Here is a 20832-nt window from a genome sequence, read left to right on the forward strand (position 1 = left end):
CGCTCTCTCGTGCTCGTATTCGTGTCGCGCAGTGCGCGGTTCGTGTCGCGCGGTGCTCGTGTCGCGCGGTGCCCGTGTCGCCCGCGTGCGGGCGGCGGGTGGACGCGGGGCTCAGATCCAGATGCCGCCGTTGACGTCGGTCACGGTGCCCGTGCTGTAGCCGGACTCCTCGGAGCAGAGGTGCAGCACGCTGCCGGCCGCCTCGCGGACGGTTCCCATCCTGCGCATCGGGATCTTCGAGAGCACCGCGGCCTTCTGCTCCTCCGGACGGCGCTCCCAGGCGCCTGCGACCCGGTCGGTGGCGATCGGGCCGTGGGCCACGACGTTGACCGTGACGCCGTAGGGCGCGAGCTCGTACGCGGCCTGCTTGGTGAAGCCGATCACGCCCGCCTTCGCCGCCACATACGCGGCGTTGTTGAAGTGGCTGTACGTACGCCCCCCGGCAGACGCGAAGTTGACGATGCGTCCGTAGCCGGCCTGCTTCATCGCGGGCACACAGAGCCGGGTGGCGGTCAGCACCGGCAGCAGGTTCTCCGCGACGGAGTGCCGCAGGAACTCCTCGTCGAGCTCCGTCACCGGGACCACGCGGGTGTCGCCTCCGGTGCCGTTCACCAGGATCTCCGGGGTCCAGGCGCCGGTCAGCGCGCCCAACTGCCTTTCGCTCTCCGGGACATCGAGGATGTCGCCGACGATCACCTCGACCTCGGTCGTCCCGGCCAACTCCGTGGCGAGGGACTTCACCGCGGCCTCGTCGCGGTCGAACAGGACGAGCCGCTCGCCCTTGTCCGCCAGCTGTCGGGAGAGTTCACGGCAGATGCCGCCGGCCGCGCCGATGATCAGGGCAGTGCGCTGTGTCATGTGAGTGTTCCTTTCTCGGATCTCGAACCTGTGGAAATCAGTCGAAGCCCGGGGAGAACCGGAGCAGGGCCGGTGACGGGACCACGCCCAGGCCCGGGCCCTGCGGCACCGCGGCGAGATGCCGGGCGCGGTCGACCCGGTACGGAGGCTCAGTCAGCGGCGGATCGAACCACTCGTCCTGACGGCCGGCCTCCACCGCCAGCAGATCGGCGAGTTCGGCGCCGAGGATCCGGCCGACCACCCAGAGCGGCCCGACCTCCGCCACCTGGACGCCCACCTGCAAGCGCAGCCCACAACGCCGGGCAGCCGCCGCGACCTTGAGTGCGCCGATCAGACCACCGCACTTGGAGACACGCAGGTTGACGGCGTCCGCGGCCCCCAGTGCGGCGGCGGTTGCAACGTCCCCGACGTCGACCGCGGACTCGTCCAGCATGACGGCCATACCCGTCTGTTCCCGGATGCGCCGCAGCTGTGCCCAGTCGCGCGGTGCGGTGGGTTCCTCCAGCCAGTCGGCGAGCCCGCCCAGGAGCTCGGCGGCGCGCAGGCTCTCGTCGCCGGTCCACGCGGCGTTCGCGTCCACCGAGACCGTCACCCCGGCGGCCCCGATGTCGGCGAGTTGCCCGCGAAGCGTACGGGCCTGGCGCGCGGTGTCGGCGGCGCTCGGTGAGGCCTTCAGCTTCACGTGCCGCAGCGCGGCGGCCGCAGTCGGGCCCAGGGCCGCGACACGTCGGTCCGCGCCGCCCGCCAGATCCACCACCAGCGTGACCGGCCGCTGCTGCGGCTCCTCTGCGAGCAGTCCCGAGGTCCCACCCGAGGCCCTGCCCGACGTCCCAGCCGACGTCCCGCCGGACGTCTCTGCCACTACCGGCAGCACGGCCCGCACTATGTCGCGCAGCGGCCGCTGGTAGAGCCTGCACCAGGCATCCAACAGCGCGGTCTCCAACGCGGCAGCGGCGGCCGGAGCCCGTCGCAGACCGCCCAGGAGGCGCGGCAGGTCGAGCAGGGCCAAGGCCCGCGGCCCCTGCTCGAACACGGCGCCCGAATCCCGGAGTTCACGCAGCAGTGTGAGCGGGAGCGCGACGTTCTCGCCGGTCAGCACCTGTTGTGCGCTCTCGGTGGTCTCACCGGTGACATAGGGTCGGGGCGCTCCCTCACCCCAGCCGGTCACGCCGTCGAGGCGGCAGCGGACCAGGACGGACTCCGCGTGGTCCCGCACGTGCGCGGCGTGGGCGAAGGAGCGTCGCATCGGCACCCGCGCGGTGGACACCGTCAGCGCGTCCGGCAGCGCGGGGGCGGCGGTCTCAGCCATGCTGCCTCGCACGGACGTACTGCCGCGGCTGAGCCGCCTTCACGAAGTCGGCGGTCCAGGCGATCAGTCGGTCGCGGACCCCGGTCTGCAGCAGGTAGTGCCGGTCGGTGGGCAGCATGCTGATCTCGCCACGCCCACCGGTGAACTGGATGAACGTCCGATGCGCGTCGTCGAGATCGATGATCGGGTCCGCCTGCCCTGACACGAACGCCGTGGTCACCCGGTCCGGCAGCGCAGGAGCGTCCGGCGACAGGTAGATCTGCTCCAACTGGAGCAGTCGGGCCCGGGAGCGGCCGGTCAGGGTGCGGACCGCAAGGTCGTCGCCGTCGATGAAGCGGCGGTAGCGGTCCTGGTCGGTGAAGTCCGCCGCGGACAGTCCGACGTCCTGCTGCTCCGTGCTCTGGTCCCCGGCCAGGGCACGCAACCGGTCGGCGGGCAGGGTGGCGTGCAGCTTGCCCAGCCAGGCCGAGCAGAACACCGCAGCGTCATAGGCGGTGTCCAGGGTGCCGGACTTGAGCAGGGCGGCGAGGAACGAACCGCCCAGGCAGTGGCCGAACAGACCCAGCGGCACGTCGTCGCCGGTCAGCTCGCGGACGGCCCGCAGCGCCGCCCGGTGGTCCGCAAGGACGGTCGCGACCGCGGGTATCTCGCCGCGGGCGCCGGGGCTGGTGCCACTGCCGCGCCGGTCGAGGACGAAGAAGGCCACGCCTCTCTCCGCGAAGGCCGGTCCGGTCTCCCACATCCAGCCCGAGTGGCTCTGCAGGCCGTGGAAGTAGAAGACCGCCGCTCTCGGTCTGGTCGGCCGCCACACGTGCAGGTCCAGAGTGATGCCGTCGCAGACGACGGGGATGATCTCCCGTCGGATGTCGACCCCGACGGGACTCGTCGCCGTGGATTCGAACATGTTCCCCCTCCTTCGATGCGCCGTCACCCGGCGCTCAGCGGCCCAGAATCTGCTGGACGAATGCGGTGTCCTGCTGGAATGGCTTGTACTTGTACTGCGTGCCGTTGCCCTGGGTACGTCGGCTCTCGACGTACCGGGACACGGACTGCCTGGAGGCGAGGTGTACGGCGAGGGGGCCCAGCCGCGCGCTGTCGCGCTTGGAGGCGTACTCGATGTTGATCCGCGCCAGCGCCCGATCCACCGCGTCCGAAAGCCGCGCCTCGACGTCCGCTTCACCGCTCGGTTCGCCGACCGGTTCGACAGCCGGTTCACCGCCCGGTTCACCGCCCGGTTCGCCGGCCTCGGGGTCCGGCGCCGAAGCGGCCTGGGACGACTCGACGACGACCAGGTAGCGGGGCGGCTCCTCCCACTCCGGCCCGCACAGGTAGAGCCCGAGTTCGAGACCGAGTTCGGCGAAACCGTCGCGCAGCGCCTCGGTGACGTGCCCCTCGGTCAGCTTCTCTCCGGTGAAGGAGTGGAAGACGCCGTCGCGGCGGACGAACCGGATGCACGGCACCGCACCGACCGTGCGTTCGACCCGGTAGATGTCGCCCGTCCACAGCCGGTACAGGCCGTTGGCCTGCGACATCACCAGGTGGTAGTCGCGGCCGGCCTCCACCTCGTCGAAGAGCAGGGTCTCGAAGTGCTCGCCTGCGTCCAGGAGTTCGCCGACCGGAACGTCGGCGGGCACGAACTCGTAGAACGCCTGGTTCACCGAGAGCGGCTGGCTGACCGGGTCGGCGTCGACGGGGATCGCCGTGACGCCCTCGGTCCCGCAGCTCATGAAGGGCAGCCGGGCCAGTCCGGGCAGGACGGCGTCCAGCTTCTGCTGGTACAGCCCGGCGCTGCCGGAGAGCCAGCAGCTGTACCCGGTGAGCCCCGGCCAGACGTCCGTGAGCCGGAAGTCCGGGTCGGCCAGGACGCGGTCCAACCGTTCAGCCCCGGCCGGGTCCGGGCTGCCCCAGGGCTCCCCGAGCAGGGTGCCCTCGCGTACGTCCCGCACCAGTTCCGCCCGGTTCTCACCGATCAGGTCGCGGAGCGAGATCAGCGTGCTGGGGTTGATCGCCGCGATGAAGTGCAGGTCCCGGCCGAGCATTGCGCGGATGCGGTGGTACATCCGCCCGTCGTGGCTGTTCGGGGTCTCCGGCCCGAACCACGGCGCCTCGTACCACGGCGGGTTCCAGTCCCCGTCGTTGAGCCGGGGATGACGGTTGCTGATCGCCTGGTGCGCCACGCCCTGGACGAACTCGCTCGCGTCCTCACGGACGGTCTGGGTGTCCAGCGTGGCGTAGGGGTGGGCGAGGATCTCGGGGTGGAGCCGCAGGTAGGTTCCCCACATCGCCCGGATCGCGGGCATGCGGTAGGAGAGCAGCCAGTGCCTGGTGTACGGAACCAGCTTGGGGTCGCCCGTGGTGCCGCTGGTGCGGAGCCAGCGCAGGACCGGACTGCAGGTCAGGATGCCGCCCTTGGTGCGGGTTTCGCGCTCGATCAGCGGGACGAAGTCGTCGTACCGCATCACCGGCAGGGTCGCCCGGTACGCCGTGGCACGGTCGGCGGGTTCGGCGGCTGCAACGGCGTCGTACCCCCGCTCACGCCAGTGCGCGGAGCCCGCGCTGACGCCGACGATGTCGGCGAGCACCCGGTCCTGTGCGGCGTAAGGATCGGCGAGGTCCCGCACCAGGGCGTCATGAGCGGCAAGGCACTCGGCCTGGAACCCAGGACTGCGCTCCTGCCAGTCGGTGAGCCAGGCAGGCTCGGAACGGTCACCGCAGAGAGTCTGCGACGCGGACATGGTTCTCCTCGGTCAGTGGTCGTGTCGGTGGTCGTGAATGTGTCGGCGGTCGAAAATGCGCCGGTAGTCGTAAATGTGTCGGTGGTCGTAAATGCGTCGGTGGTCGTGAACCTGTCGGTGCGCGGCTTCCACTGCCGCGCCCTGCCCGGCCCCCGCGGTATCGGCGCTCCCCGGTGCGCCGTGGCGGACGACTGCGCGTCAGCGCGCCTTCCGGAGCCCGAACAGCCAGATCAGGCAGACGCAGGCCCCGATGGCGGCACCGAGCACGGAGACTCCGTCCCAGCCGTAGTCGGCGTAAGCCAGCGACGCCAGGGACGAACCGACGACGCCGCCGCTGAAGTAGCAGGTCATGTAGGCGGAGGTGAGGCGGCTCCGGGCCTCGGGCCGCAGCCGGTAGATCTCGCTCTGGTTGGTGATGTGCATCGCCTGGCAGGCCAGGTCGTAGCCGATGATTCCGACGATCAGCGCGATCAGGGAGTGCTGTCCGAAGCCCATGGGCAGCCACATCACCGTCAGCAGCAGGCCGCAGAGGCCGGTCACGGCCCGGGCGCCGCCGCGGTCCGCGAGGCGGCCTGCCAGCCCGGCGGCCACCGCGCCGGCCACACCGGCCAGGCCGAAGAGGCCGATGATGTCGGGGGCGAAGTGGTAGGGGTTGCCGGCCAGCATGAGGCTGATCGGCGTCCACAGGACGCTGAAGCCGGCGAAGGTCAGCGCGCCGTACAGGGCGCGCAGGCGCAGCACCGGCTCCTCGCGCAGCAGCGAGAGCACGGAGCGGAGCAGCGCGCCGTAGCGCAGGTCGGAGGTGGGCGGCGCGAGGGGCAGCCGGGCGCGCAGCGCCCCCGCGAGCAGCACCATGAGTCCTGCCGCCACCCAGAAGACCAGGCGCCAGCCGCCCAGTTCGGCCAGGTATCCGGCGGCGGTGCGGGCCAGCAGGATGCCCAGCAGCAGTCCGCTCATCACCGTGCCGACGACCTTGCCGCGTGCCTCGGGCGCCGCGAGGCCCGCCGCGAAGGCCACCAGCATCTGCGCCGTGGTCGAGAACAGTCCCACGACGGCGCTGAAGAGATACAGCAGCCCCGCGTTCGGCGCGACGCCGACAGCGGTCAGTGCCACCGCGCTGAGCAGGCACATCGCGGTGACCAGGCGCCGCCGCTCCAGCAGGTCGCCGAGCGGCACCAGGAACAGCAGACTGAGCGCGTAGCCGATCTGAGTGATCGTCACCACCAGTCCGGCGCCGGAGGTGCTGAGATGGAGGGCCGCGCGGATGTCTTCGAGAAGCGGTTGGGCGTAGTAGAGGCTCGCGACCGACAGACCTGTGGCCGTCGACAGCAGCAGCGTCGTTGCGCGGTCCAGGCCTCGCCGGTCACGTGTGGACGGCAGGCTCGCGGCACCCGCATGCACGCTTGTACTGGTCATGACATGGCTCTTTCGAGGAGATTCGAGGAGAGGTGGGTAATCGACGCGCGGTGCACACGGATCGCGAGGCAGCAGAGCGGCGTCAGGAGTCCGCGACGGCGCCGTCCGGGGTGGCGGTCGGCACTCTGCGGTCGCGGTGACTCACGACGGGAACGTTAGCCGGGCCGTGTTATGCCAACGCCCGTTCCTGGCACGCGAAGTGGCAGGACTGCGCAAGATCTCTGTCAATTCTTCGTCTTCGTCACGGACTGCGTGACGACGGGCGCGGCCAGGCGGATCCGGGCGTCCAGGCCGGGGCTGCCCTCCGCAGCCAGCAGGTCGAGTTGCCCGCCCGAGGAGCTCACCAGCATCGTCGCGATGGACAGCCCGAGCCCGCTGCCCGCGAGCTTCCCCTGCGGAAGCCGCCAGTGCCGGCGCACCGCGAGCTCACGGTCCGCGGCGGTCATGCCCGGCCCCTCGTCCCGGACATGGATGTCGACGAACGTCTCGCCCGGCAGCACGGCCACTGCGATCTCGCCGTTGGACGGGCTGAACCTGATCGCGTTGTCGAGCAGCACGTCCAGGGCCTGTTCGAGCGCACCGGGGCGCGCCACCACGAAGACGGAGGGGCAGGGTGTGCTGTAGATCCGGACGTGCCGCTGCCAGGCCACCACCGACCAGGACGACGCCCGGTCCGCCACCACCGCGGCCACGTCCACCTCGGTGATCTGCTGCTCCTCGTTCACCACCCGGGAGATGTCCAGGATCTCCGACAGCGTCTGCCGCAGGTGGTCGATGTCGCCGAGGATCTTCCGGTAGCCGCCCCGGCCGCCGTCCGCGATGTGCGGCTCCAGGTTCTCCAGGCGCAGGCTCAGCGCCACCAGCGGGTTGCGCAGTTGATGCGACGCGTCGGCGAGAAAGAAGCGCTGCCGCTCGACGAGCGCCTGCACCGTGCCCGCGAGGTGGTTGACATGGGCGTTGAGCGTGCGCAGTTCCGGCGGCCCGCGATGGACCGAGATCCGCTCGACGTCATGCCCCCGGGTCAGGGAACGCACCGCGGCCTCGGTGGCCTTGATGGGACGCAGCACCCAGGCCGACAGGAACCAGACCATCGCGGTCGTCCCGAGGATCGCGATCAGCGCACCGGCGCCGAGTACCGCCCACCGCATCGCGATCGTCCGGCGCAGGTCCTCCGTCGGCACCCCGATCAGGAACGCGTACCAGCGGCCGTCGGTCAACTGCCACTCCTGGGCGATGACCAGGGGACGGGACGCGTCGGGGAGCAGGCTCCCCTCCTTGATCACATGCTCACCCCGGAAGGCACTTCGCACCGCCCCGGAGTTCTCCCGGTAGAAGCGCGCAGGGGACGGCCCCGAGGCGACGACCTCCCGGCCGGACTGGTCCACGACGATCGCCGTGGCTCCGCGCGCCGCCGTGAACTCGCGCACCAACTCCGGGAGTCGGGTGGGCAGTTCATGTGCGCTCAGCTTGACGATGGGCGCGATCAGATACGCCCGGTCCAACTGTCCCGCGTTCTCCAGGTCCGCCCACGCGTTGCGGGCGACGAGCACGGCCAGCGGGATCCCGAGCACGGCGACGATGAACGAGACCAGGCTCAGATTGGCGATCAGGTATCTGCGTCGCACCGCGACTCACCCGGCTCTCAGCCTGAACCCGACACCCCGCACCGTCTCGATACAGGTGGGGTCGCCGAGCTTGCGGCGCAGGCTGTTGACGTGCACGTCCAGGGTCCTGGACGAGCCGAACCAGTCACTGCCCCAGACCTCACGCATGAGCCGCTCCCGCTCGAAGACCGCGCCCCGGTCTGCCGCCAGGACGGACACCAGGTCGAACTCCTTGCGCGTCAGCTCCACCTCCAGGCCGCCGACCAGCACTTGGCGCCTTCGCGGGTCGATCGACACGTTCCCGAAGCGCAACTGCTGCGCCGGGGACGGCGAAGCGGGTGTGGGTGGCGCGGCGAACACGTCCGCCGCGGGCTCCGACGGAACCGCGACACGGCGCATCAGCGCCTCTATCCGCGCTTCGAGCTCCCAGAACCCGTACGGCTTGCCCACGACGTCGTCGGCGCCGGACTTCAGTGCCAGCACCCGGTCCATCTCGGCGACGCGCGCGCTCACCACGATGATCGGGATGGTGGAGGTCCTCCGGATCCGACGGCACACCTCCAGACCGTCGAGGTCCGGCAGCCCCAGGTCGAGCAGCAGCAGATCGAAGCCCTCGTGCCCCTCGATCGCGGACACCCCGTCAGGCGCGTGGGTCACGTCGTAACCGTGCCGCCGGAGCGTCGTGGACAACTCCTCGGCAACGTCCGAGTCGTCCTCGGTCAACAGAATCCGCATCGCCAGCCTCCCCGCGCCCCCGCCCGGCCTGTCCGCATGGTGGAATAGGAGTTCCACTATGCGGGTGGAGCCTAACACACACCGACGAGGCGGCCTCAGGTAATTCGCATACGTAACACCGCGCGGAAGCAGGGGGTTTGTCGGGCCTGCGACCTCGCCATCCGGGCCATGAGCACCGCCGGTCGTCGTGCCGGCGCGTCTCGCCCCTAGCGGAAGGCCGCCCAGGCGAGTGCGGGCAGCGCGAGGAGCACCAGCGCCGGTCCCGACGCGCCCGCCGCGCCCGACGGCCAGATCAATGCCGCCCCGTCGGCTCCGTCGGCTTCGTTGACTCCTCGGCCGTCGGCCGGAGCCGTTCGCCGCAGCGGCGGCATCGTTTGGAGCTGAGTGCCCCGTCCACCAGCACCACCACCAACAGCACCGCGCCGAACGGTACGACGAAGCCGAACCAACCAAGAGCAACGAGCGCAAACAGAGTCAGGTAGGCCAGCACGACCAGGAGCACGCTGAACAGCGCGGCCAGTGCAACGATCCACAGGCCGTGCCGGAGTGGCGCATGGACACGGCCGTCGGTCGGCCGCAGGCCGCTCACCGGGTCACGGCTGTGCGGTGGTGGTCACGCGCGTCGCGGACCGGATCCGTCGTGTCGCTGCTCATCACGTCATCCCCTCCGGCGGCGCCGGAGGGGATGACGTCCGGTCAACCCTTGGCGCGTCGCCTGCGTTTGGCACCGACCTCGGGGTCGGCGGGCGCGGCCGGCTTGGCCGACGCCGTGGTCCTGCCGATCGTCGGCAGGACGAATTCCTTGACCATGTCCACCGCGTCGCGGACCAGCGGGCGGAAGACCCGGTAGCGCGACAGGGTGACGATCTTGGCGACGAACGGGGCGCAGCGCTTCACGAACGCGCGGGTGCGCTCGGTGTCGTCGGTGCGGTCGAAGACCCAGTACAGGACCACGACCATCAGGTGCAGCCAGAGCAGGTCGGGCAGCAGCTCGTCCAGCTCGGGGTCGATCTTCGGGCCCAGGTCCGAGCCGTCCAGCACCTCGCGGAAGATCTGGACGGACGTCGCGCGGGCCGGGTGGGACTCGTTGGAGAAGGGGCTCAGCGCGCTGTTCGGGTCGGCCGCCGTCCGGAAGAACTGGGCGGCGAACTCGTGGTACGGCGCGGCGCAGTCCACCCAGGACTCCAGCGCGAGCGACAACCGCTCCGAGAAGTCGGTCCGCCCCTCCATCCGGGCCCGGGCGTCGAGGGCGTGCTCGTGGGTCATCCGGTCGTAGAACCCCTGGATCAGGAATTCCTTGCCCTCGTAGTAGTAATAGGCGTTCCCGACCGAGACCCCCGCTTCGGCGGCGATCGCCCGCATCGTGGTCTTCTCGTAGCCGCGCTCCTGGAAGAGCCGCATCGCGGTCTCCAGGATCAGCGCGCGGGTGCGCTCGCTCTTCGCCGTCCTGGCGGGCTCGGTTCCGCCGGGCTCCGCGGAGTTCCCCTGCTCGTCCTTCGCGGTGGCGGGCTGGTCGTCGGTCACGGGTCGAGGCTATCCGGACCAGCGGCCCGAAAGGATGCGAGCACCGGCTGCCCCCTGCACAGTCGCTGCTCCCTCCCGGGCCGCTCCCCGCCCGACTCGGACTGCCCCGAGCGGCCTCTGGCCGCACCTGCGCCGACCGCGCGACACCCGGGTGCCCGCGGCGTCGCTGGTGCCGTGGGTACGGCTCGGTGATGACGGTCGAGTGCATGGCGAAGCAGCCCCCCATGGCCTGGCCCTACCAGAATCGAACGCGTTCAGGTTTGCGCCGAGAAGGACTGTAGCCCTATTTTTGAACGCGTTCAATACGATGGCGCACACTCCGCCAGTGCCCTACGAAGGCTCAGATCTTGATCAACTGAGGTGTCTTGACGCACCACCACGGGAACGAGCGTCCACATCGGCGGGCAGATCCGCCGGAACAGGGGGACCACTCATGCCTATCGCCACCATGCTCGCGTTTCTCGTGGCCTGCGTACCTTTCGTCGTCGTGACGGCGGTCATCGTGGCCCTCTCCCGACGGCGCTGGCTCAAAGCGATCGACCGGAAGCGGCGGGCGCCCCGCTTCGACAACGGGCTCGGCTACCTGTCAGACCCCGGTGCCGGCGGACGTCACCACGGTCAACATCACCACCACGGCCACCACACCTCGCACAGCTCCGGCGGACACCACGGCGGCGGGCACGACTTCGGCGGCGGCGGGCACGGCCACTGACCTGTCGTTGTCAGAGGTGGCCGCTACGGTGCCGCCATGGCCGAACAGACCTCCGCGCAGACGTACTTGGACTCCACCCGCGCGTCCTACGACACCGTCGCCGCCGACTACGCCGAGCTTCTCGCCGACGAGCTCGCGCCGAAGCCGTTGGACCGAGCGATGTTGGGCGTGTTCGCTGAGGTGGTCGGGCCCAAGGCCCGTGCGGTGGAGCTCGGCTGCGGGCCCGGGCGGGTCACCGCCCACCTGCGGGGGCTGGGGCTGGAGGGGATCTTCGGGATCGACCTGTCGCCCGGCATGATCGAGGTGGCTCGACAACGGCATCCCGGCATCCGCTTCGAGGTGGGCTCGATGACGGAACTCGACCTGCCGGACGCGTCGTTGGACGGCGCGGTTGCCTGGTACTCGACCGTCCACACGCCGCCGGAGCTGCTGCCGACCGTCTTCGCGGAGATCCACCGGGTGCTGGCAGCGGGCGGACGACTCCTGCTCGCATTCAAGGTGGGAGACCTGCACCACCGCTTGAGCCAGGGCTACGGCCACGCCGTTGACCTGGACGTCTACTGGCTCCCGCTGGACCAGGTCGCCGCACTCCTCACCGACGCCGGCTTCACCCTCGACGCCCGCCTGGTCCGCGCACCCGACGAGAGTGAGCGCCCCACCCAGGGCGAGCAGGCCTTCTTCCTCGCGACCCGTCCCGCGCCGGAGGCCTCCGGAATCGACGGTGGACGCCACGCCGCCGACACGCCCGCAAACGCTTGCTAGCGGCGTGCTTGCAATTGCAAGCACAAAGGAGCAGCATGGAGTCATGGCCTCACTCAACGTCGGGTCGCTCGGCGAGTACATCCGGGAGCAGCGGCGGTATGCGCAGTATTCGCTGCGTCAGCTTGCCGACGCGGCAGGGGTGTCGAACCCGTACCTGAGTCAGATCGAGCGCGGACTGCGTAAGCCCAGCGCGGAGATCCTGCAGCAGATCGCCAAGGCGCTGCGGATCTCGGCGGAGACGCTGTACGTGCAGGCGGGGATCCTGGACGAGCGCGAGGAGGAGGGCCTGGAGCTCCGGGCCGCGATCCTGGCCGATCCGCTGATCGACGAGCGGCAGAAGCAGGTGCTGCTCGCGGTCTACGAGTCGTTCCTCAAGGAGAACGGCGTCCGGGTCAACGACCCCGATGCCACTCCCGGAAACGCCCGCTCCCGCACCGCGCCCGCCGACGGGGCCACCACCGACGAGCCGCACACACCCAGCCAGCAGACGACGTGAAGGGGAGGAATTCCGATGCCGATCACTGACGACCTCCGTAAGACCCTGTCCGACCCCACCCCGCTCTACGCCCTCGCCGGGGCCGGTGACCTGGCGGTGGAGAAGCTCCGGACCGTTCCGGAGAAGGCCGCGGCCCTCGCCGCCGACCGGCAGGCCGCGCAGGAGAAGGCGACCGCGACCCTGACCGAGGCCCAGGCCCGCCTGGTCGAGGCACAGACCAAGGTCACCGAGACGGTGCAGTCGCTGCCGACCGACATCAAGTCGCTGCAGGAGCGGGCCCAGGCCCTCGCGCTGCAGAGCGTCGGCCGTGCCGCCGAGTTCGCGGTCAAGGCGCGTGAGGTCTACGACGAGCTCGCCGTGCGCGGCAAGGTCGTCGTCGAGCGCCAGTTCGGGGAGGGCGCGGCCGACGCTGAGGCCGACCCGCAGCCGGTGACCGCGAAGGCCGAGCGCGCCAGCAACGGCACCCCGACCGCCAAGGCGGACGTCTTCGCCGCCGGTCTGGACGACGTCGAGGCAGAGGCCGAGATCGTCGAGATCGTCGAGGTCGTGGACGAGCCCGCCCCGGCCAAGAACGCAGCGGCCAAGGACGCCGCCGCGCCCAAGCCCGCGCGCAAGTCGACGCCGCGCAAGCCCCGCACCACCAGCTGAACCACCCGGCCAAAGGGCGCGCGACAAGAGAACGCCAGGATCGCAACGGCTGGGGCACGTCCTGTGTGCCCCAGCCGTTTTGCATGTCACGATGGGCCTGAGCCCGTCCGAGTGGAACGAGGGAGTGGCGATGAACCAGCTGGCCGCCTACGGACTGCTGACGGCAGCATTCGACAACGTCCTGTACTGGCTGATGATGGGCCTGACGCTGTTCACGGTCTTCACCTTCGTCGACGCCGCGTTCCGCCGCGAGGACGCGTACCGGGCCGCGGACAAGAAGACCAAGCCGTTCTGGCTGATCATCCTGGGCGTGGGCGTGGGAATCGAGTTCTTCCTCGGTTCGATCTTCCTCGACCTGATCGCGATCGTGGCCGCGATGGTCTACATGGTGGACGTGCGGCCCGCGCTGCGGCGCGTCACGCCGTCCCGCCGGGGTGGCCGGAACGGGCAGCAGAAGCAGGACCACATGGGGCCGTACGGGCCCTGGTGAGCAGGAGCACCGCGACGTCGTCGGCCAGCGCGCCGCCGTTGAGGTCCTCGACCTCGGACATGGCGGTGTCGATCAGCTGCTCGTCGCGGAGGCCCGCCTGCCGGTGGTCGCCGATCATGTCGATCAGCCCCTCCTGGCCGAGACGGCGGGTGCCGGCGCCTATCCGGCCCTCGATCAGGCCGTCCGTGTAGAGCATCAGCGCCCAGTCGTCGCCCAGCCGGACCTTGCCGGGAGGCCAGTGGCCCTCGCCGATCAGGCCGAGCGCGGGACCGGCGTCGTCGTAGGGCAGCAGCTCCGGCACGCCGTCCTCGCGCAGCAGCAGCGGCGCGGGGTGACCGGCCAGGTGCAGCTCGGCGTGGTCGCCCTCGGGGCGGATCGCCAGCATGCACAGGGTCGCGAAGATCTCCTCGCTGCGGCGCTCGTGCTCCAGCACGCGCTGCAGTGTGGCCAGCAGCGCATGGCCGGTCAGACCGGCGAAGACCAGGGTGCGCCAGGCTATCCGCAGCGCGACTCCGAGCGCGGCCTCGTCGGGGCCGTGGCCGCAGACGTCGCCGATGACGACGTGGACCGTGCCGTCAGCCGTGCGGACGGCGTCGTAGAAGTCCCCGCCGAGCAGCGCCCGGCGACGACCTGGCCGGTAGCGGGCGTGGAAGCTGAGGCCGGAGCCGTCGAGCAGTGGCGTCGGCAGCAGGTGGCGCTGGAGGCGTGCGTTCTCCTGGCCGCGCAGCTCCGCCTCGACCAGGCGGCGCTGGGACTCGTCGGCACGCTTGCGCTCGACGGCGTAGCGGACCGCGCGGGTCAGCAGACGGCCGTCCATCTCCTGCTTGACCAGGAAGTCCTGAGCACCGGCGGCGACGGCTGCGGCACCGAGCTGCAGGTCGACCGTGCCGGTGACAGCGAGGACCGCCGTGCGCGGGGCGCGGCGCAGCAGCGTGCGGATGTCCTCCAGGCCGCTGCTGTCCGGGAGTTCGAGATCGATCAGGACGCAGGCAGTGTCCGCGTCGAGCATCGGCAGCGCCTCGGGGAGACTGCGGGCCCAGCGGAAGGCGACCTCGGAGCCGAGCTCGGCAAGGAGGTTGCGCACCGACTCGGCACCGACGTCGTCGTCCTCGATGAGCAGCACGGAGAGCGGCGGCACGGGCGCAGTGGCGACGGCCACAGCAGCGGCGACCTCAGCAGACTCGGGATTCGCGCCTTTTGTGCCGGTTGCACTGGTTGCGTCCGTTGCGTCGGAGATGCGCGGGCGCGGTATCGCCGCACTCGCTGCGTTCGCAGCGGCGCCGGAACTGGCGTTCATGGGCCTACCTCCCTCTCTCCGACTCGGTAACGGCTGGGCGGCGGATCCAGTGCCCACCCAACACCATCATCTGGCGTCCTTCTCGTGACCGTGACGTGATCTGCACGACCTCTCCCCAGCGCATTCGGCCGCACCTGGGGCGACCGTGATCACTGTGCCGTACGAGAGCCCGTGCGGCGCTTGAGGCGCAACGGTGCGGCGCCACGCCCGAGAAGTCCTCTAGCGTGCCACAGGAGGAAAGGAGTTGGTGATGGAGATCACGCTGATTCAGGGGGACATCACACGGCAGGAGGTGGACGCCGTGGTGAACGCGGCGAACTCCTCGCTGCTGGGCGGAGGCGGCGTCGACGGCGCGATCCACCGCGCGGGCGGTCCGGAGATCCTGGCCGCCTGCCGGGAACTGAGGGCGGGGCACTACGGCAAGGGCCTGCCCACCGGTCAGGCGGTGGCGACCACGGCCGGACGGATGCCCGCCCGTTGGGTGATTCACACCGTGGGCCCGGTCTACCCGCAACCGGGCGAGCCGTCGGCCGAGTTCGAGCGCCGCGCCGCCCAGTTGGCCTGCTGCTATCGCGAATCGCTGCGTGTGGCCGACGAGTTGGGCGCGCGCACGGTGGCGTTCCCGGCCGTCTCGACCGGCGTCTACGGCTGGCCGATGGAGAGCGCGGCGCGGATCGCGCTCGGCGTGATGCTGTCGGCCGGAGGGTCGAACACTTCGGTTACGTCGGTCACATCGGACATGTTGGATATGTTGGACACTGCGGTCACATCGGTTGTGTCGGACATGGGCGACGTGGGGAGCCGGAGCCTGGTCGAGGAGGCCCGGTTCGTGCTGTACGGGGCAGACGCCTACGACGTCTTCGAACGGGTGTGGCAGGAGTTGTCGCACGGACCCATGGTGGACTGAGAGACCGTCAATCCACCATGGTTATTCGATAACTCGTTCGAGTGAACTTCGGCTATGCGAGTCGTCAGGACGGTCTGACCACGCCGAGGATGGGCATCGAGCCGGCCGCGGCGAGCTCGACGACACCGCCCGGGTGCGGCGCCTCGATGATGGCGCCGTCCCCGACATAGAGCGCGACGTGGCTGGCGTCGTGGAAGTAGATGATGAGGTCCCCGGGCTGCAGGTCGGAGACGGGCACGTGCGGAAGGTCCGCCCACTGCGTCTCCGAGGTCCGTGGAATGTCGACGCCCGCCGCCTGCCAGGCGCGCATGGTCAACCCCGAACAGTCGAACGAGCTGGGGCCGGTGCCGCCCCAGAGGTAGGGCCTGCCGATCTGCGCGACGGCGTAGGCGATGGCCGCCCGGCTCGCCCCCACGGCTTGACGGCCCAGCTCGGCCGCGGTGAGCGTGCCGCGCCAGGCCATCTGGGCCGCGAGCGCGGTCTGCGCCTGCATGGTCTGCAACTCCGCCAGATCAGCGGCGGAGAGCGAGGCCAGCAATGCCTTCGCGGTGGCCAACTTGCCCTTGATCTCGGAGACGGCCGCAGCAGCCTCGGCCTGACTCCGGGACAGCGCGGCCAGTTCGGTGGTCGCGTCGTTGCCATAGGCGGCGAGGGTGGCCTGCGCCTGCTGCAGTTGCTGCAGCGCGGCGGCAGCCGAGGTGGAGGCCTGCTGCGCCAGCGGGATCTGGGCCAGATAGGCGCCCGGGTCCTGGGCCAACAGCGCCTGGAGGGTGGGATCGGAGAACGAGGACAGCCCCGAGTACTGCGACTCGGCATACTGCCCGACCAGCGAGGTGAGGGTGTCGACCTTGTCCTGCGCCGCGACGATCTGCCGCGCGACGGCGACGATCCGCGCCTCCTGGGTGGTGACGGCCTGGGTCGCCTCGTCGTAGCGGGCGGACGCCGACTCGGCCTGCTGGTAGAGCGCGGCGATCTCGCCCTGCAAGTCAGCCAGGCGTTGGGCGGGCGAGAGCGGGGCGAGCTGCTGGGCGGCAACGGCGGACGGGGCGGTGGCGGTCGTTCCGGCCACGCTCAACGCGAAGGCGGAGGCAACGAACAACAGTGACTCCCAGCGACGGGGGCGGGAACGTGGCACGGCAGGCCTCCCATTTGCTGACGCTGCGTCAGATACGTCCCCGGGATGCTGCCATGGATCGCTGTAAACGACCAGGGCCGTTGCACTACCCAGGGCCGCAGCCACATGCGGGAGCGTCCGCTCAGCGCGGCGCCACAGCGCCCCAGCGGAGGGTGAGTTCACCCAGCCGGTGGCGGGAGGGGGTGTCGACGAGGGGCCAGTCCGGGGCGATGGTGCGGACGGTGGCGAGCCAGCGCTGTCGCACGCCGAAGTCCGCGTACGGCGCGGCCGAGGCCCAGGCGCGGTCGAGGTCACGGAGCAGGGCGTGGACCGGCTCGCCCGGCACGTTGCGGTGGATCAGCGCCTTGGGCAGCCGCTCCGCGAGATCGGAGGGGCGTTCCAGCGACGCGAGGTGCGTGGAGAGAGTCAGCGTGCGCGGGCCCTCCGGGCCGAGGGCGACCCAGGACTGGCGGCGGCCGATCTCGTCGCAGGTGCCCTCGACCAGCAGTCCGTCCGGGGCCAGCCGGGCGCAGATGCGCTCCCACGCCGCCGCGGCCTCGTCCTCGTCGTACTGCCGCAGCACGTTCGCCGCGCGGATCAGCAGCGGGCGCTCGCCTCCGTCAAGCGGCACCTCGAACCCGCCGCGGCGGAAGGTGAGCGCCGGCGGACGGGCGCAGCGCTGCGCCGCGGCGACGCGCTCCGGCTCGATCTCGATGCCGACCACACGCACGTCCGCCCGGACCGCGTGGAGCCGCTCGTACAGCTCGACCGCGGTCCACGGCGCGGCTCCGTAGCCGAGGTCGACGGCGACCGGACCGCCCGTCCGGGCCGCGTTCGACGGGGCCGCGTCCGTCCGGGCAGCGTTCGACGGGGATGCAGCCGGCGAGGACGCGTCCGCGCGGCGGAGGGCCGGGGCCAGGGTGTGGGCGATCCAGCGGTCCTGGCGGCGCAGACGGTTCGGGTTCGTGGTGCCCCGGGTGACCGCGCCCACCGGCTTCGTCCCCGTGCGAGCTCCCATGTCACGCAGCGTACGCGGTCCGGGCCGAGGCATCCGCACGCGATCGAACAAATGAATCGAACAGGTAACGTGGGTATGAGGGCGGGAATCGCTGGGCGATCAGACCTGTTGCACCAGTGCTGAAGGCAGGAAGCCGGACAGCAGGACGACCCAGGACCGGACCGGAAAGAGGACGAGCGGTGACCCATCAGCCCGCCCGCGTGGCCATGCTGAGCGTCCACACCTCCCCGCTGCACCAGCCCGGAACGGGCGACGCCGGCGGCATGAACGTCTACATCGTCGAACTCTCCAAGCGCCTGGCCGAGCTCGGCATCGAGGTGGAGATCTTCACCCGGGCCACGGCCTCCGAGCTGCCGCCGAAGGTCGAGCTGGCGCCCGGCGTGCTGGTGCGACACGTCACGGCGGGCCCGTACGAGGGCCTGATCAAGGAGGACCTCCCGGCGCAGCTCTGCGCCTTCACCCACTCCGTGCTGCGCACCGAGGCCGGGCACCGTCCGGGCCACTACGACGTGGTCCACTCGCACTACTGGCTCTCCGGCCAGGTCGGCTGGCTGGCCGCCGACCGCTGGGGCGTGCCGCTGGTGCACACCATGCACACCATGGCCAAGGTCAAGAACGCCTCGCTGGCGACGGGCGACAAGCCCGAACCGGCGGCGCGGATCATCGGCGAGTCCCAGGTCGTCGAGGCGGCGCACCGGCTGATCGCCAACACCGACGAGGAGGCCGAGCAGCTCGCCTCGTACTACGGCGCGCGCCGGGACCAGCTCGCGGTGGTCCACCCCGGCGTCAACCTGGACGTCTTCCGCCCTGCGACTGCCTCCCCGACCGGTCCCGTGGGGGACGCGGTCAGCGATTCCCGCGCCGCCGAGGCGTCCGTCCGGGAGATCCGGACACGCCTCGGACTGCCGTTGGACGCGGTGGTGCTGCTCTTCGCCGGCCGAATACAGCCGCTCAAGGCGCCCGACGTGCTGGTGCGCGCCGTGGCCCACCTCCTCGACGAGTCCCCTGAACTGCGCGAACGCCTCGTCGTCCCGATCGTCGGCGGCCCCAGCGGCAGCGGGATGACCCGCCCCGAGGCCCTCCACAAGCTGGCCGCTCAGCTGGGCGTCTGCGACGTCGTCCGGTTCCAGCCGCCGGTCGGCCAGGAGCAGCTCGCCGACTGGTACCGCGCGGCGACAGCCCTGGTGATGCCCTCCTACAGCGAGTCCTTCGGCCTGGTCGCCCTGGAGGCGCAGGCCTGCGGCACGCCCGTGGTCGCGGCGGCGGTCGGCGGCCTGCCCGTCGCGGTGCGCGACGGCGAGACAGGCTTCCTGGTCGCCGGCCACGACCCCGCCTCCTGGGCCCGAGTCCTGCGCCGCTTCGTCGACAACCCCGAGCTCGGCGCCCGGATGGGCGCGGCCGCGGCCCGTCACGCCCGCGCGTTCGGCTGGGAGACTGCGGCCCGCTCGACCGCCGAGGTCTACTCCGACACCATCCAGCGCGCCCGGTTCACGACCGGGCAGGTGGCGGTCGCTACGGCGCGGTAACGTGCGAAGCATGAGCGAAGGCGAAGGCGCAAGCGCAAGGGCAGGCGAAGAGAGAAGCACCCGCGAGCGGGCGGCGAAGGTGCTGGCCGCTGCGCTGGACGAGGCCGGAGTCCCCTGGGAGCAACCGTCCGGCGATCTCTGGACGTTCGTGGCGACCCTCCCGGGGACGCGCAAGCTCGCGACGACGTGCAGCCTCCGGGTGGGCGAGCAGACACTGTCGATCAACGCGTTCGTGGTGCGCCGCCCTGACGAGAACTTCGAGGCGTTCTACCGCTGGCTGCTGGAACGCAACACGCGGATGTACGGCCTCTCCTACGGCCTGGACCGCCTCGGCGACGTCTACCTGGTCGGCCGTCTCCCGCTGGCGGCGGTGACGCCGGAGGAGGTGGACCGCCTCCTCGGCACGGTCCTGGAGAACGCGGACGAGCCGTTCAACCAACTGCTGGAACTGGGCTTCGCCACGGCGATCAAGCGCGAGTGGGAATGGCGCACGAAGCGCGGCGAATCCACGCGCAACCTCGAGGCCTTCGGCCGGATCACCGGCGCCGAGGGATAGTTGCTCTCTCTGGGGGCGCGAGGAACTGCGCGACCAGCCACCCACACAGGTAGAGCACCGAACGAGCAGCGCCACCCGCACACGGTGGTGTCTCGCGCAGAGCCCCGCCCCCCTGATAGTGCAACTTCCCTCTGCCGCAGGGCTCAGAACGCCGCCCGGACCTCGCCCACCACGGCGCCCCCGCCGTACAGCGGGGCAGCCGCGATGCGAGCCAGTGCGTCCGCGGGCACCTGCACGCCCGCGCGTGCAAGCGCGGCGGCGAGGACCGGGCCGAGGGCCCGCTTCGCGCCGTCGTCGATCTTGAAGGCGAGCGCGCGGCCGTCCGGGAGGGCGACGGCCTGGACCGACTCCGCGCCCATCTTCGCCATCGCGCCCGGGACGGCACGCATCAGCCAGGTGTCGATGCGGCGGGTGCCCGCCACGTACTCAGGATGGGCGCGCATCGCGTCGGCGACGCGGCGCTGCGGGGTGCCGGGGTCCGCCAGGAGGTGTGCGCGGAAGGCGCGGGCCAGCCCGACCAGGCTGACGGCCATCAGCGGGGCGCCACAGCCGTCCGTGCCGACCGCCGCCACCGGCTCACTCGCCAGCTCCTCCAGCGTCTCGCTGACCGCGACCTGGACCGGGTGGTCGACCGCCAGGTAGCTCGCGGTGTCCCAGCCGTTGCGGACGCAGGTCGCCAGCATCGCCGCGTGCTTGCCGGAGCAGTCCATCAGGATGCGCTCGCGCTGCCCGCCGGCGCGTATCCAGGCCTCGGCCTCCTCCTCGTCCAGGGAGTAGGACGGCGGGGTCTGCAGCGCGGTCTCGTCGAGTCCGGCCGAGGCGAGGATCTTCCGCACCGCGTCCAGGTGAAACGTTTCCGCAGAGTGGCTGGCCGCAGCCAGCGCCAGCAGCTCTCCGTTGAGCTCAAGACCGGTGCGCAGCACGGCCGTGGCCTGCATCGGCTTGTTGCTGGAACGCGGGAAGACCGGCAACTCCGGGGCGCCGAGCGCGAAGTCGACGCTGCCGTCGGCGGCGAGGATCACCAGCGAGCCGCGGTGGTGGCCCTCGACGAAACCCGAGCGGACGACCTCAGCGAGGACGGGAAGGTCGGCGGGACCTGCGGCGGCGGAGGATTCAGACATGTGA

General features: G+C 71.0%; 21 protein-coding genes. 8 read left to right on the top strand and 13 right to left on the bottom strand.

From position 1 onward, the window contains the following. Window positions 1-111 precede the first annotated feature (111 nt). The 9 genes from ABH928_RS15540 to ABH928_RS15580 all read right to left on the bottom strand — a co-directional run bounded on the left by ABH928_RS15540 (window position 112) and on the right by ABH928_RS15580 (window position 10181). Complete coding sequence (locus tag ABH928_RS15540) at window positions 112-858, bottom strand: SDR family NAD(P)-dependent oxidoreductase (RefSeq protein ID WP_370066525.1); 747 nt, start codon at window positions 856-858, stop codon at window positions 112-114. 37 nt (window positions 859-895) lie between these two features. Further along, window positions 896-2167 (bottom strand): enolase C-terminal domain-like protein, encoded by a 1272-nt coding sequence (locus ABH928_RS15545; protein WP_370066527.1) that lies wholly within the window; start codon window positions 2165-2167, stop codon window positions 896-898. After that, window positions 2160-3071, bottom strand: a complete 912-nt coding sequence (locus ABH928_RS15550) for an alpha/beta hydrolase (protein ID WP_370066529.1) — start codon at window positions 3069-3071, stop codon at window positions 2160-2162. Before ABH928_RS15550 ends, ABH928_RS15545 begins: the two co-directional genes overlap by 8 nt. A gap of 34 nt (window positions 3072-3105) precedes the next feature. Then, window positions 3106-4902: a GH3 auxin-responsive promoter family protein gene (locus ABH928_RS15555; RefSeq protein WP_370066531.1), complete on the bottom strand. Its 1797-nt coding sequence runs from the start codon at window positions 4900-4902 to the stop codon at window positions 3106-3108. Window positions 4903-5100: 198 nt separating this feature from the next. Continuing rightward, on the bottom strand, window positions 5101-6318 hold the full coding sequence (locus ABH928_RS15560; RefSeq protein WP_370066534.1) for an MFS transporter: 1218 nt from the start codon (window positions 6316-6318) through the stop codon (window positions 5101-5103). 224 nt (window positions 6319-6542) lie between these two features. Next, complete coding sequence (locus ABH928_RS15565) at window positions 6543-7943, bottom strand: sensor histidine kinase (RefSeq protein WP_370066536.1); 1401 nt, start codon at window positions 7941-7943, stop codon at window positions 6543-6545. Between the two features lie 6 nt (window positions 7944-7949). Beyond that, on the bottom strand, window positions 7950-8657 hold the full coding sequence (locus tag ABH928_RS15570; RefSeq protein WP_370066538.1) for a response regulator transcription factor: 708 nt from the start codon (window positions 8655-8657) through the stop codon (window positions 7950-7952). Between the two features lie 292 nt (window positions 8658-8949). Next, window positions 8950-9246 carry a hypothetical protein gene (locus ABH928_RS15575; RefSeq protein WP_370066540.1) on the bottom strand — a complete coding sequence of 99 codons (297 nt, stop codon included), beginning with the start codon at window positions 9244-9246 and terminating at the stop codon, window positions 8950-8952. A gap of 107 nt (window positions 9247-9353) precedes the next feature. Further along, entirely contained in the window at window positions 9354-10181 is an 828-nt protein-coding gene (locus ABH928_RS15580; protein WP_370066542.1) for a TetR family transcriptional regulator, read from the bottom strand. Window positions 10182-10614: 433 nt separating this feature from the next. Between ABH928_RS15580 and ABH928_RS15585 the strand changes: the two genes are divergently transcribed. The 5 genes from ABH928_RS15585 to ABH928_RS15605 all read left to right on the top strand — a co-directional run bounded on the left by ABH928_RS15585 (window position 10615) and on the right by ABH928_RS15605 (window position 13289). Then, the gene (locus ABH928_RS15585) at window positions 10615-10893 is read left to right on the top strand and encodes a hypothetical protein (protein WP_370066544.1); all 279 of its coding nucleotides are present in this window, start codon (window positions 10615-10617) and stop codon (window positions 10891-10893) included. 36 nt (window positions 10894-10929) lie between these two features. Continuing rightward, entirely contained in the window at window positions 10930-11655 is a 726-nt protein-coding gene (locus ABH928_RS15590) for a class I SAM-dependent methyltransferase (protein WP_370066546.1), read from the top strand. A 43-nt stretch (window positions 11656-11698) separates the two neighbouring features. Then, window positions 11699-12151 (top strand): helix-turn-helix domain-containing protein, encoded by a 453-nt coding sequence (locus tag ABH928_RS15595; RefSeq protein ID WP_370066548.1) that lies wholly within the window; start codon window positions 11699-11701, stop codon window positions 12149-12151. Window positions 12152-12166: 15 nt separating this feature from the next. Then, window positions 12167-12799 (top strand): hypothetical protein, encoded by a 633-nt coding sequence (locus ABH928_RS15600; protein WP_370066550.1) that lies wholly within the window; start codon window positions 12167-12169, stop codon window positions 12797-12799. 130 nt (window positions 12800-12929) lie between these two features. Then, window positions 12930-13289, top strand: a complete 360-nt coding sequence (locus tag ABH928_RS15605) for a DUF2516 family protein (protein WP_370066646.1) — start codon at window positions 12930-12932, stop codon at window positions 13287-13289. Here ABH928_RS15605 and ABH928_RS15610 read toward each other — a convergent pair. Then, on the bottom strand, window positions 13216-14448 hold the full coding sequence (locus ABH928_RS15610) for a PP2C family protein-serine/threonine phosphatase (RefSeq protein WP_370066552.1): 1233 nt from the start codon (window positions 14446-14448) through the stop codon (window positions 13216-13218). The genes ABH928_RS15605 and ABH928_RS15610 overlap by 74 nt on opposite strands. A gap of 385 nt (window positions 14449-14833) precedes the next feature. On the opposite strand from ABH928_RS15610, the gene ABH928_RS15615 reads away from it, so the two are divergent. Continuing rightward, entirely contained in the window at window positions 14834-15493 is a 660-nt protein-coding gene (locus ABH928_RS15615; RefSeq protein ID WP_370066648.1) for an O-acetyl-ADP-ribose deacetylase, read from the top strand. 64 nt (window positions 15494-15557) lie between these two features. Here ABH928_RS15615 and ABH928_RS15620 read toward each other — a convergent pair whose 3' ends face one another. Both ABH928_RS15620 and ABH928_RS15625 read right to left on the bottom strand, forming a co-directional pair. Beyond that, a complete protein-coding gene (locus tag ABH928_RS15620; RefSeq protein WP_370066554.1) occupies window positions 15558-16592 on the bottom strand; it encodes an NlpC/P60 family protein in 1035 nt (344 codons plus the stop codon). Window positions 16593-16749: 157 nt separating this feature from the next. Beyond that, window positions 16750-17625, bottom strand: coding sequence for a class I SAM-dependent methyltransferase (locus ABH928_RS15625; protein ID WP_370066556.1), 876 nt, complete (start codon window positions 17623-17625; stop codon window positions 16750-16752). Window positions 17626-17831: 206 nt separating this feature from the next. Here ABH928_RS15625 and mshA point away from each other — a divergent pair, with 206 nt between their 5' ends. Further along, window positions 17832-19151, top strand: a complete 1320-nt coding sequence (gene mshA, locus ABH928_RS15630; RefSeq protein WP_370066650.1) for a D-inositol-3-phosphate glycosyltransferase — start codon at window positions 17832-17834, stop codon at window positions 19149-19151. Window positions 19152-19161: 10 nt separating this feature from the next. Further along, window positions 19162-19707, top strand: a complete 546-nt coding sequence (locus ABH928_RS15635; protein WP_370066558.1) for a YbjN domain-containing protein — start codon at window positions 19162-19164, stop codon at window positions 19705-19707. A gap of 143 nt (window positions 19708-19850) precedes the next feature. On the opposite strand, the gene ABH928_RS15640 is transcribed toward ABH928_RS15635, so the two are convergent. Then, on the bottom strand, window positions 19851-20828 hold the full coding sequence (locus ABH928_RS15640; RefSeq protein ID WP_370066560.1) for an asparaginase: 978 nt from the start codon (window positions 20826-20828) through the stop codon (window positions 19851-19853). Window positions 20829-20832 lie beyond the last annotated feature (4 nt).

The sequence above is a fragment of the Streptacidiphilus sp. MAP5-3 genome, from assembly GCF_041262505.1.
Lineage (GTDB): Bacteria > Actinomycetota > Actinomycetes > Streptomycetales > Streptomycetaceae > Streptacidiphilus.